Origin of the sequence: Desulfitobacterium hafniense DCB-2, from assembly GCF_000021925.1 — a bacterium.
Classification (GTDB): domain Bacteria; phylum Bacillota; class Desulfitobacteriia; order Desulfitobacteriales; family Desulfitobacteriaceae; genus Desulfitobacterium; species Desulfitobacterium hafniense.
Genome location: NC_011830.1, coordinates 177495 through 189745, shown reverse-complemented (window position 1 = coordinate 189745; position 12251 = coordinate 177495). Strand labels below are relative to the sequence as shown.

The 12251-nt window shown below is 44.5% G+C and carries 9 protein-coding genes; 2 read left to right on the top strand and 7 right to left on the bottom strand.

Annotated elements, in window-relative coordinates; genetic code table 11:
• Positions 1-35 precede the first annotated feature (35 nt).
• Both DHAF_RS00900 and DHAF_RS00895 read right to left on the bottom strand, forming a co-directional pair.
• The gene (locus DHAF_RS00900; protein WP_015942611.1) at positions 36-1577 is read right to left on the bottom strand and encodes an FAD-dependent oxidoreductase; all 1542 of its coding nucleotides are present in this window, start codon (positions 1575-1577) and stop codon (positions 36-38) included.
• Between the two features lie 196 nt (positions 1578-1773).
• Positions 1774-3654: an aryl-sulfate sulfotransferase gene (locus DHAF_RS00895; protein ID WP_015942610.1), complete on the bottom strand. Its 1881-nt coding sequence runs from the start codon at positions 3652-3654 to the stop codon at positions 1774-1776.
• Positions 3655-4051: 397 nt separating this feature from the next.
• Here DHAF_RS00895 and DHAF_RS00890 point away from each other — a divergent pair, with 397 nt between their 5' ends.
• Positions 4052-5575, top strand: a complete 1524-nt coding sequence (locus DHAF_RS00890) for an SLC13 family permease (RefSeq protein ID WP_015942609.1) — start codon at positions 4052-4054, stop codon at positions 5573-5575.
• Between the two features lie 109 nt (positions 5576-5684).
• On the opposite strand, the gene DHAF_RS26525 is transcribed toward DHAF_RS00890, so the two are convergent.
• Genes DHAF_RS26525 through dltA form a run of 5 tightly spaced genes read right to left on the bottom strand, consistent with a single transcriptional unit; the run spans position 5685 to position 9905 of the window.
• A complete protein-coding gene (locus DHAF_RS26525; RefSeq protein ID WP_005808970.1) occupies positions 5685-5807 on the bottom strand; it encodes a hypothetical protein in 123 nt (40 codons plus the stop codon).
• Positions 5779-6978 (bottom strand): D-alanyl-lipoteichoic acid biosynthesis protein DltD, encoded by a 1200-nt coding sequence (dltD, locus tag DHAF_RS00885; RefSeq protein ID WP_015942608.1) that lies wholly within the window; start codon positions 6976-6978, stop codon positions 5779-5781. The genes DHAF_RS26525 and dltD overlap by 29 nt, the downstream gene beginning before the upstream one ends.
• Positions 6975-7208 carry a D-alanine--poly(phosphoribitol) ligase subunit DltC gene (gene dltC / locus DHAF_RS00880; RefSeq protein ID WP_005808968.1) on the bottom strand — a complete coding sequence of 78 codons (234 nt, stop codon included), beginning with the start codon at positions 7206-7208 and terminating at the stop codon, positions 6975-6977. Before dltC ends, dltD begins: the two co-directional genes overlap by 4 nt.
• Positions 7209-7239: 31 nt before the next feature.
• Positions 7240-8388, bottom strand: coding sequence for a D-alanyl-lipoteichoic acid biosynthesis protein DltB (gene dltB, locus DHAF_RS00875; protein ID WP_015942607.1), 1149 nt, complete (start codon positions 8386-8388; stop codon positions 7240-7242).
• Positions 8385-9905 carry a D-alanine--poly(phosphoribitol) ligase subunit DltA gene (gene dltA, locus DHAF_RS00870; protein ID WP_015942606.1) on the bottom strand — a complete coding sequence of 507 codons (1521 nt, stop codon included), beginning with the start codon at positions 9903-9905 and terminating at the stop codon, positions 8385-8387. The genes dltB and dltA overlap by 4 nt, the downstream gene beginning before the upstream one ends.
• A gap of 567 nt (positions 9906-10472) precedes the next feature.
• Between dltA and DHAF_RS00865 the strand changes: the two genes are divergently transcribed.
• Positions 10473-12098 (top strand): methyl-accepting chemotaxis protein, encoded by a 1626-nt coding sequence (locus DHAF_RS00865; protein ID WP_015942605.1) that lies wholly within the window; start codon positions 10473-10475, stop codon positions 12096-12098.
• The last annotated feature ends 153 nt before the right edge of the window (positions 12099-12251 follow it).

Below are 12251 nucleotides of genomic sequence, written 5' to 3'. Positions count from 1 at the left end.
TTAAGGGAATGTTAAATTGTATCCACAGAGAGATCTCAATATTTCGCCAACGGCTTTAAGGTTGGTCCTTCGATGGGATTGCCATCCACATCGTAGCGGGAGCCGTGGCAAGGGCAATCCCAGGACAGCTCTGCATCATTCCACTGGACCTCACAACCCAAATGGGGACAGGTGGTATCCACCCGATGCAGATTCGCCTCAGAATCCATATAAAGCCCCACACGACGGCCATCCATATTGGCAATCACTGCCTCACCGGGTCTTAAGCTATAGATTTCTTTCCCTCTCATGAGCTTTCCCGCAACGAGATCAAAGGCCAGCAAAGAACTATTGGCCATAAAACTTGCTGCGAAATTCAAAGATATTGACCGGGAGGGAGCATAAACCTCTTGCCAGGGGGAAGCTCCTCTTACGATCCGATCCCGGATAATTAAAGCGGCTACCGTACCATGGGTCATTCCCCATTTCCGAAATCCCGTGGCAATCAATAGATTCGGCTTGCTCCTGCTGATTGGCCCAATGTAAGGCAGGTCATCCAAGGTGGTGCAGTCCTGTGTGGACCAATAATAGGGAAATTCCTCTACAGTAAAAAGCCCTTGGGCAAACTCCATGAGATTTTTATAGTGTTCAGTCAGATTTTTCCCATGTCCTGTTCTATGCTTTTCACCAACGATAAGAATTCTCTCTCCATCAGGAGTCGGCAATCCCCTCAAGGAACGGGCCGGCTCTTCCGCATTAATGTACATTCCGCCGGGAAATGCCTCCTTTGCTTTAACGACTACAGCATATTCCCTTTCCTGATAAATTCTGGACACGTAAAGGCCAGGTAAAATATTAAATGGATAATGACAAGCCATCACCACATAATCGGCCTTTACCCTGCTGCCTTGCTGGGTTAGCACTATAAAGGGACCATCTCCGCGGATATCCACAGCTTTAGTCTGTTCAAAAATATGCCCCCCCTTTTCCGCGATCTTGCCGGCGAGGGCGAGAAGATATTTGCGAGGATGGAACTGGGCCTGCTGATCAAAGCGCAAAGCTCCCTTGACGGCAAGAGGCAGGTCCAGCTCAGTGACATAATGAGCATCAATCCCGCATTGTTGAGCTGCTTTCATTTCCTTTTCCAGCTTCTCTTTGCTTTTATTCTGTTGAGTGTAGATATAAGCCGGCTGCCGGGTAAAGTCACAGTCAATAGCCTCCCGTTCCACCAGCTTTGCCACGAACTCTATGGCGGATTCATTAGCTTCGGCATATTGTTTTGCTTTTTCCGCTCCCATCTGCCCCAGGAGCTTATCGTAGATAAGCCCGTGCTGGGAGGTGAGCTTGGCAGTGGTATAGGCTGTCGTACCCTGGAGGATGCGGTCTGTTTCCAGTACGGCCACCTTAAGCCCTTCCTGGGTGAGAAGATAAGCTGAGCTGATTCCGGCCATCCCCCCACCGATTACCACAGCATCAACGGAGATATCACCTGTTAAAGAAGGGTAGTTGGTCTTGGGTGTGGAATCCAGCCAAAAAGAGGGTGGCGTGCCCTGGCTTTTATCCAGATAATACTTGCCCTTTGTATGATCAATCTTCATGAATTTAACACTCCCTAAAACCAGAAATTTTAGTATTGACTGCCTTATTTAGGTTACCCCCTTTTTCCGTTATCACTCCTTATTTATTGCCGGTTCTTTGCTCAACCTTCCTCCTCCGGACCTCCGGCATCCACAAGGAAACCCTCAACATCCGTTCCTATGAACAGTTGCTGAGGGTTTTAACTTTGCCTGATTTTTAGAGTTTCACTGATAAATGGGTATCGTATCTCTTGCTATCGATATTCAGATAGATTCCGAACTCACCGGACAATCCTTCTCTGCTGACATAGAACTGGAAATCGTTGTCGTTCTGCTCTTCGAAGGAGACACAAGCCGCTGTGACATCATGAACTTCCGTAGGAATGTTATAGAATTTGGATTGCTCCGCACCCTTTAGTTCAAGGAATACCTGGGAGCCTTCTCTAAAGCTTGCACGAATTGCCAGCCGGTCTTCTTCAAGGATGACATTAAGATTATGCTTCTCCGAAAGCTCTGTTTCGGCATCTTTAAAGTTAACTTTCATGAATTCAGGAGTTACGCCAAAACCACCGAGGAGCTCACCTTTGCCAAGGACGAGGTTGGTCTTTTCATCGTATGGGCTGACCCTTCTCGCTCTGTAATAATTGCCGCCTTGAACTTTCAGCTCGTATTTTAACTGATCATTTTGTACTTCCACGGTGATGGATTCCAAGGTTAAATGGATATGCTCATCTTTGTATTTGTTCAGAAGCATTGCTCCTAAGCCATCGGTGTGCTTGCCTCTGTAAGTAGCGATACCGCCGGAGTGAACCATATAGTGACCTTCGCCGTAATAGTCTACATTGCAGATATAAGGAGAGTAGAATTCGGCCCCTCTTTCCTTACCATACTGCCATACTTGTTCGATCTCCATTTTATCGGTATCGATTCTATAAATTACACCGCGCGAGAAGTTCTGCTCAGGGTCCACACGGGTGGCCTCATTTTTAGAACGGTAGGTTCCGTTATCGAAGAGGAAGACATCGCCGTTGGGCAGGATTCTGGCGGCATGCTGCTCATATTGCCAGTCAAAATCTCCCTTGGTTACATTTTTGAAGAAGTATTTTTGCCATTCTTCCGACCAACCTTCCGGGTCGCCGAGGATCCAGTTCAGTGCTCCGCTATCATAGTCAAAGTTGATGACGGCATCCATATGACGGCCTGACATGGTGATGGAGTTGGTGGGTTTATCATACCACACCGCATTATTGTGGAACCAGTCATGATGATTCCAGTCTCCTGCTTTCCCTTGACCCCTGGGGAGGATTTTCTGCAGATCCCAGGACTTAATAACTGCTCCTGTAGCACGCTCGATTTCGACCACAAAGTCTTCCACGGAATCGTTGAAGTCGTTGTCAGAGGCAGCCAGGATATTGCCGTTTTCCAATTCTACCGCATCATGGTGGTAGCCGCCGGGGAGACGATATTCTTTATAAATCTTTCCACAGAAATCCATTTCCATAACGCCGACGTTATAGTAAGGTTTTTGAACCGTTCTATGAGAGGTATAGAGCAATCTTCCGTTTTCTAATTTCTTAATATCCCAGCTCTGCAAATTGGTAATGCACCATCTCAGATCTCCGGCATAGTCAAAACCAGCTGTTCGTGCTGATTCAATAAGAGGCGTTGTGGTAGAAATGAGCATGAAGTCTTTGCCGAAATACTCTGGTGTGGTCCGGCAATACAAAGCTTTGTTGACATTGAGCTCTTCCACTTCAATTTTAACTTCAGAGGTTTTACCGTTGCTAAGTTTGATCACCACCGTGTTTACATAATCGTCATACAACCCGTAGACCGGTAAAACATGCTCTTTAGCCGCCGCAAAGGTATGGCTGAGATCTCCTTCTATGGCTTTCCCTTTAACTGTGATTTCCGCGGTTGTTTCCTCATCTGTGTTAAAGCAGATGACCGCTGCAAGAGGGTTGATGATATAGGGATTTTTTACTACCAAGGGACTCTCTGCAGTATAGTTCCCCGCTCTGAGTTCTGCTAAAAATCTTTCCTCAGACTCAGCCTGCAAGGTAATAAGGTGTTTTTCGGTATTCAAGTATGTTCTCAAAACTTCCACTCCTTACTAATGAAAAATTCAAACAAATTAAACTTAAATTTAAACTTCCTTAGGAATTGAATAGTTAGGCTTATGGCACTTGCACTCTCTGGCACAATTATATAATAATTATTTTCTTTTTCTATCAATACTTTTTTGTTCTCTTCAACAACAATTAATTGTACTTGTATTTTCCTTATAAAACCTATAACGGCTTTTTATGATGACTATAACCAATATAAAATTTACAGCGGTATGTTATTCTGTTATTCTCAAAGAGAAAGTTAGGATTTTCACTTGCTCTCTTAAGTTCTCTTACTATTTATATGGGATACGCTTGCCTAAGCAATTTCAGAGATTTTATGGGCTCTTGCTTATGCGGCGATTTACTGAGAGGAGTTTATTCTTTATGGCAAATGCAGAAACCCAAACAATGAATTTGGATCCCAGAACACCTCTGTTTACAAAAGCCGATAGGATGATGTATATACACAGCGCCATCGGTTTTGCTATTATGGCAATCTTTTGGCTGGCACCGGCCGCTGCTCCCCTCACTCCTATAGGAATGAAATTAGTCGGTATCTTTCTGGGCATGGTCTATCTATGGTCAACCGTCAGCTGTTTATGGCCCAGTGTTCTCGGTCTCTTCCTTATTGGCTTAAGCGGCTTTGCCGGTCAAGGATTTGCCGGTATGAAAGCCGTTGTGTTAACCGGCTTTGGTAATGACACCGTTGTCATGATGCTTTTCATTATGGTTCTGTTTGGAGCTATGGATGAAGTAGGGTGCACTCAATACATTGCTCGCTGGTTTTTGACTCGAAAGATCATCACCGGCCGGCCTTTTGCCTTTTTAGCTGTATTCTACCTTGGATGTTATGTACTTTCCACCTTGGTTTCACCTATTACATCCTTGTTGCTGCTCTGGCCGGTTTCACTGAAAATCATGAAAACCTTAGGTGTCGAGCGCACAGATAAGATCTGGCCTATATTCTTTGTGGGAATGTTCTTCATTTCTGCTATAGGTATGCCTTTCTTCCCCTTCCTAAGCGCTCAGCTCGTAGTTTTAAGCGCTTTCGATGCCATGACCAAAGGAACCATGCCTGTTCCTTATCTCCCCTATATGGCCTTAAACTTTATCATGTCCATGCTCCTGATCGTCACCTTTCTTGGGGCGGTAAAGTTCATCTTCAGACCTGATATAAGTAAGCTGAAGGCTATTGACGCGGAAAGAATCGCCGAACAGGAAAAGCTCCCTCCCATGAATATCCAGCAAAAAATTATGATGGCTGTTTTACCTACCTTCATTCTCATGCTGCTGGCTCCCAGCTTTTTGCCCAAATCTCTGGCAATTGTGAAATTCCTGGGCAGCTTGGGTACTATTGGTGTGGCAATGTTCTGGATTGCTATCCTCTGCTTTATCAGGATCGGCGGCAAGCCGATTATTAACTTTAAAGAAGTGGCTTACAGACAATTGTCATGGGACGTCTTCTTCCTCGTTGCCGCAGCGGTCTATGCTGCTAATGCCATTTCCCATGAGTCTACAGGCGTTAACGCTTTTGTCATCCAGCTCCTTAACCCCATTCTAGGGGATGCTTCCGAAATGGTTTTTGTGGCTATTTTATTCACTGCTGCCATCGTATTGACGAATTTCGCCAACAATGCCGCTATGGCTATCATCTTAATGCCGATTATTCTCGCCTTCTGCGGCCAGTTAGGCCTGCCTCCTATCCCCATCGCTATGGGCGTTACACAATTGGTTTTCCTCGCCATGCTTACTCCTGCTGCTTGCCCTCATGCCAGTATGATGTTTGGGCGTAAAGACATTTATGAGGTCAAAGATATTATGAAATATGGATTCCCCATGGTCACTATCGGTTTATTATATTTCATTTTTATCGGTTATCCTTTAGCTAAATTCCTCTTCGGTGCTTAAACCTAACAGAGATCTAAAAAGCCCTAAGCAAAGCATTTTAATATGCTGCCTTAGGGCTTTTTCTTTTCAAATAGAATTTTGGAGATAATTTCTTTTATATTTTGAGGTTTTAAAATTGATTATAGATGAAATTTACCTCATTGGCTTCCGCCAAGACATACACCACTATGATACCCAGGATGATCGCAGTATAAAGCAGGCTTTCACCGAGCATAGGCAAGAATCGCTTCATTGACTTCCACCCACCCTTTCCACCCCAGATGCATGGTATCCCGCAGAAAATAGGGATCATATTCGTGATCGGAAAAATCCGCAAACTCATATCCGGCCTTGGTAACGAGCTGCTTCACTTTTTCATAGTATTGAGCTCTGTCCTGCCGAGGGAATCCGCAATAATCATACCAGAGTCCGTTGACCGGAATACTGACGAATAAGGGTTCAATCTCCAATTCCTGACACAGTGAAAGCAACAACTCTAAATCCCCATACTCAGGGGACTCCAGATAAGACTGGTCGTGCATAGAGTCTTTATAGTTGGGAAGCTTTTCCTTCAAATAGTCATTAAAATAGCCGTTGTCGATTCCAAATTGATTGTTATCTGAACGGGCTTTCCCCACCTCCTGGGCACGTTTCTTTTCCGCTTCCCAATCGATCTTTACGGTGGACCGCTCTATGGCCGGTTTCATATTACTTTTATCCTTCCCCTTAAGAGGAGGCTCTTCCACAAGGGTTCGGTAGCCCTGGACATGGTCCTTGGTTGATAACAGAGCCTCTTTTAATCTATAGTAGGGTTGCAGCGCGCCAAGGGAGATCTGAGCTTGCTCAGCATCATTGGCTGAGAGATAAGATAGAATCCGCATATCCATGCTTTCATCCTGGGCTAATAAGGAATCCACCCGTTGAGCAGTTAAACGTTTTAACTGGGGACTGATCTCTTCATTGTTTAAAAAAGTCAGATACTGCTGTTGGGAAAAATTCTTCTGGAAATCGTCAGAAGTTATCCCTGTTTTGCTGAACCACTGAGGAGAGAGAAAGAACACAATCTTCTCTCCTTTTAGAGAATCACCTAAAGCACCGAAATTAATCAGATGAATCAAGCTTTGGCAATATCCTCTGCCAATTAGGTTATAGTAGACTCCTTCGTATTGTCCCGCAAAGAAGTTTACCGGCTGAAAGGGATCGGTTGACCCGCTCAATTCTGAAGACCCATAAACCGGGATGCTGCCGCCCTTTTCCAGCCCGACCCTTTGCAGAATCAGACCTTGGTTCTTCTGAATGTTTAATTTGTAACCAAAAGACGGATCGTAATTATCAGCAATTTTGGAGACCAGAATTTCGTTGCCGCCCCAAACAACAAGACATGAAATAACTAAAGCTAAAACTATGGGGAGAAACCTTTTCATCCAGCAACCCTCTTGCTGAAGGCGGCGATGATTTTAGCCGGTGTGTCAATATCTGTTCTTTCGATCTCTGTAGGTTCAATTTTGATCCCCAGCTCTTCTGCACCCACTAAAAGTTCAATCACTCCTAAAGAGTCTAAGATTCCAGCTTCAAAAAGATTCATATCCCGTTCATTTCGCACCTCGTCGGTGCCGCATACCCGTTCCAACAGACTTAAAATCTTTTCTTCCATCGTTAAGCTACTCCTTTAAAATTTTATTAAATTATTTAAATAAATACCCCGAGAAGATCAAGAAGCCAAAGCAAACCAGATGAAATGTAACCAAAGTAGATGCCCCAATCCACAGGGGAGTGTTCTTATATTTCTTATAGAGAGCACTATGCCTCTGAAAGTAGTCCGTACCCACAATCAAGCCCCCGTGGTAAAGTCCATAGAGAAGGTAATGTATTTCTGTACCATGCCAAATTCCCATAGTTCCCATGGTTAATAGATAGCCAAGATAGGAAGCAGTGTATCGGTTCTTAAAGCGTTTTTTCTTCATGGAGGCCATGACAAAGCGTGTGTAAAGGTAGTCTCTGAACCAAAAAGACAGGGTCATATGCCAGCGGTTCCAAAAATCTTTAATATCCTTGCTTATAAAGGGCTTGTCGAAATTCTCCGGGGTTTTGACTCCCAGGATATAGCTTATCCCGATGGCCATCAGGCTATATCCCGCAAAATCAAAGAACAAATAGAAGCTGTACCCATACATATAATTTACGGTTTCCGCCAGTCCATGGGCTTCTGTGGGGATTTTACTCAACCAGTAGGTGTAGATACTATTCCCCAGAATAAACTTATAACCCGCGCCAAGGAGCAGCTTACGCAGTCCCTGATAGACCCTATGGAGATATTCATGGCGAGGAATGATCTGATTGACTTCAGACAGGAATCTTCTCGAGCGATCAATCGGCCCGGAACTCAGGGTTGGAAAAAACAAGAGAAAATACGTGAAGTCCACTAGTTTTACTTCCTTAATAAGGCCATCGCTTATTTCCAGAAGCATCTGAATGACTTTAAAGGTAAGATAAGAGATTCCCAAAAAACCCAGAAGCCGATCTGTAAAGAGGTGACCCCATTTGGATAAAGCCAGCGGAACTAAGGCTAAGAGGATGGTCAGCCATAAAACCCATCTCTGAGGGTACTTTTGCTTCAGAAGACTATATCCTTTAACAAGAAAGAGTTCCCCCAGGTAAAATAATACCAGCAAAAAAAGCTGAAGCTTAGAATCTGAGAAAAGCAGGCCGATGATGAGCAAAGAGGCTGCCAGCCCATAAAGTTTAAGAGGTTTTTCCATAACCCCTAAGCAGGTGCCGGGAAGCAAAATCAGCCCGATGATATAAAAGAAAAAAAGATTACTATACGGAATCACTGAAATTCCTCCATAAGTGCAGCCCGGTTCACTTTGCCATTGACCGTCATCGGCAAAGAATCCCTAAACATGATTTTCCTTGGAATCATATAGTCCGGCAGATAGTTTTTTAATTCAGCTTTGATCATCTGCCCTATCTCAAACTCCCTTTTATCGAGCTTTTTGTTCGGAACGACTACTCCTGCCAGATAGTGAACCCGCCCGTCTTTTTTAATGGGCAGGACGATGGCATTGGCAACCCCTTCCACCTTGCGCAGGTTATTTTCAATATCCTCTAGCTCAATGCGATAGCCATTCAGCTTGATCTGAAAGTCGATTCTCCCTCCATAATGAAGAAGACCTTCTTTCAGATAGCCCTCATCCCCCGTCCGGTAGCACCGTTTCACATCCCCGTCCCAGGATCGGGCGAAAAATGCCTTATCTGTCATTTCTTCATTGCGATAGTAGCCCGGGCTTACACTAGCCCCCAGGATGACGATTTCACCCTGGCTCCCTTCCTCCTGAGGAACCCCTTCCGAATCCACGATGAGAAGGCGACAATCCTCCTTAACCCTTCCTACCGGCAGAGGCTCCTTCCTGGCGCACATCTCCAAATCCACTATAAGAGCTGTCACCGCTACGGTCGCTTCCGTGGGGCCGTATGAATTGATAACCTTCCCTTGAGGAAATCGCCGGTATAATTTTTCCGCACATTGATTGCTCAAGGTCTCTCCACAAAACATAAACACTTTCAGGTCAGGAAGAAGTTCGTCATTGAAGCTGGAGTCTCCCAGGCACATCTCGGCAAAGGATGGCGTAGAGACCCATACCGTTAGCCCAGATTGCTTGAAATAGGCGAAGAGCTCCTTAGGTTCAGCGATCATGGCCTTATCAATACTATAGAGGGTAGAACCGGAAGTGAGGGCCAGATAGAGATCCATCACCGACAGATCAAAGGAAAAGGGAGCCTGGTTCAGGAACACCTCAGCCTCAGGAAACCGCCCTACTCCCACACCCCAATGTACAAAACTCTCCAGATTTGCCAGGGTTATCTGAACCCCTTTGGGTTTTCCTGTGCTTCCTGAAGTGTAGATAATATAATAGGTTTCATGATCTTTTACTTGATAATCTTTAGATGGAGACTTGCCTAAATAGGACCGGATCAACCGGCTAATCGCATCTGATCGGATCGTCCTGATCCCTTCCCGCTCCGGGCTCTCGCCAGGGGAGAGAATCAATCGGGTCCGGGAGCTCTGAATAATGTCTTCTATTCGTTGGCTGGGCAGAGAAAAATCCACAGGAATATAGGCATGTCCGGATTTTACACAAGCCAAAAAACAAATGAGCATTTCATGCTGCTTATGACCGTAAACAACAATGGGCGTTCTGTCGTCTTTCAATGTTTCAATCAAGTAACAGGCCAAAGCATCGGACGCTTCTTTTAATTGTCTATAGGTAAGCCTGCTCTCCCTATAATGATGCGCCACTCGATCAGGACAGCTTTCAGCATAGCTGTCTATTCTGGATATGAGATTCACTTCTAATCCTCCACTCAATGCAAAGGTGTACCTTCCTATCCTACCACGAATTTGCTCATTTGCAACTACCGGTTTTAAGTCACCTTATCCCTTAGCCCAGGCGGTTTTAGGAATACTTCAACTGCTCATCAGGAATGGCTTTCAGCCCTTCTGTTTGCTATACTTATCTTATTGTTTACTACTTTATCCAGTTGCGCCGACCTTTAAAAGATTAAAGGCACCCAAATGTAATTTTCCTGAGTGTTCTATATCCGCAGAAAGGAATGACCGGCAAATGAATTAAGCCAAATTCGACACTGGTGTCGAATTTGAACCAATTAGTATGACGGGATGCGCCAAGCATAGTTCATTTTGCGAACAAGGTCAGGAGTGTAATGCTCTTGACCTTTCTCTTTTGCTCGTTGGGTTACCTTTGCTTTCTTTTCTTTAGCTTTTCGGGTTGTGTATTGGAATGGAGACATTGACAACAGCAATTGCTGTGGATTAGCAAATAAGGATAATGAAACCAGGCTATCTTCCTTATATCATATATATTAGACAAGCTGTATCATTAAAGGAGGTTTAGTTATGCAGAGAAACAAGGACGTTTATGTAAGCAATTCGAAAAGAAATCAGGCGCTCCGGTTAATTTCTCATATTGCCAGGGAGATGGAAAATGTTCTGAATCAGTCGCCCCATGGAGATTGGGCACAAGTGATTGGCCCTTTACGTCAAGTCATCGATGCTAATATAGGGGATAACGAGTTTCTCGTCATCAATAGCTTAGAGGGGCAAGCTTTAGTCCATTCCAACCGCTTTCGCGAAGGTAACTTTGTTACAAAAGGAGAATTGGGGATCTTAGGCACAACGAAACCTGTATCACAAATTTATCATCGTGACACTGGTGAAATCCTGCTTGATGTTATCTGTCCAATCTACATAAAAGGCGAACATCGTTACGTGGCTCGCATGGGCATCCCCCTTCAAAAAAACAAACTCTCCTATAACTTTGCACTTAGCTCAATTCCTCTATTCGTTCTAGGGTTAGGTTGGTCATGGAGTTCCCCCTCCCTAATATCCATCGGAGTTACCCTGGGTGCCTTCACCTTATGGGCTGCTTATTCCTATATCTTTCACCATAAAATTATCTCAACCCTCAATGAGATCTTCAGAGTTACCAAGTCCATTACCCGAGGTAATCTAACAAATTCTGCAGCAATAAAAACAACCAATGAACTCTCTACCCTGTCCTACGAAGTAAACAAGGTGAATAATGGCATCAAGTCGATTATTGCAAACATCACTACTATCTCCCAAAAATCCCATGAAATCAGTAACTCCCAAGCTGCTCACACCAAAACTCTTGCCGAGAGTTATGAACAATTAGCCGCTCTTTTCCAAGAATTCAGTGCCGGGTCAGTTGAACAAATCGATGGAATGAAAAGAGCCTCTGAACAAGTTCTAGAGATCCAGGCTGCTTCGGAACGAATTCGCTATAGCACCCAAGAGGTTCAAATATCCTCCAATTCCGCACGACAAGTAAGTCAAGATGGACTACGTGCTGTTGAAGATATTATCCAGGAGATGGAAGTCATTTCGTCATCAACTTATAAAGCCAATACCTCTATTCAAAGCCTTGAGGAGCAAGCCCTGAAGATTGGCGAAATTGTTTCCATCATCAACAGTATTTCTGGTCAGACAAACCTTTTGGCTCTTAATGCGGCTATTGAAGCTGCCCGTGCAGGTGAGCACGGGCGTGGTTTCTCTGTGGTAGCTGATGAGATCAGAAAATTAGCTAGTGATTCCGCAGAATCCGCTCATCAAATTATGGAGCTTATACATAGTGTTCAGGACATGATTGGCTCTGCTTCTAACGATATGAGCAGAGGGTTGGTAGAAGTCGAAAATGGCAAAATCATTATCAGACAAGCCGGAGATGCTATCCATTCACTGGATCAAGTTATTCAAGGTACCGGGGAAAAAATTCAAGCTAATACTAATAACGTCGATCAACTCCTGCTTCAAAGCAAAAACTTAGCCGAAGTCCAAAGCAACGCTGTTTCCATAGCTTCCCAATTTTCCCTGGCTGCTCAACAAGCGGCCACCACGATGGATGGGCAAATGCAGTCCACTCAACAAGTTGCTTCTATGGCAAAAGATTTAGCCGAGACGTCAGAACAATTAGACAACTTTATCAAGCGTTTTACTTTATAGTATGGCCTTACATGGGGACTGTTCTCTTGTCCAATGTAACAGTGCATTTTCTTGTTCACCAAATCCATATGAGGATGTGTTCCCAGAACCACTGACCAATTCAGGCGAAATTCCTACTTGCATAGCTCCCAGCCCCCGATCACCGGGGAGATC

Excerpts from the sequence above, each read along its gene's own strand:
- DHAF_RS26525 (WP_005808970.1), bottom strand. The coding sequence starts at position 5,807 with ATGAAGCGATTCTTGCCTATGCTCGGTGAAAGCCTGCTTTATACTGCG.
- DHAF_RS00900 (WP_015942611.1), bottom strand. The coding sequence starts at position 1,577 with ATGAAGATTGATCATACAAAGGGCAAGTATTATCTGGATAAAAGCCAG.
- dltC (WP_005808968.1), bottom strand. The coding sequence starts at position 7,208 with ATGGAAGAAAAGATTTTAAGTCTGTTGGAACGGGTATGCGGCACCGAC.
- dltD (WP_015942608.1), bottom strand. The coding sequence starts at position 6,978 with ATGAAAAGGTTTCTCCCCATAGTTTTAGCTTTAGTTATTTCATGTCTT.
- DHAF_RS00890 (WP_015942609.1), top strand. The coding sequence starts at position 4,052 with ATGGCAAATGCAGAAACCCAAACAATGAATTTGGATCCCAGAACACCT.
- DHAF_RS00865 (WP_015942605.1), top strand. The coding sequence starts at position 10,473 with ATGCAGAGAAACAAGGACGTTTATGTAAGCAATTCGAAAAGAAATCAG.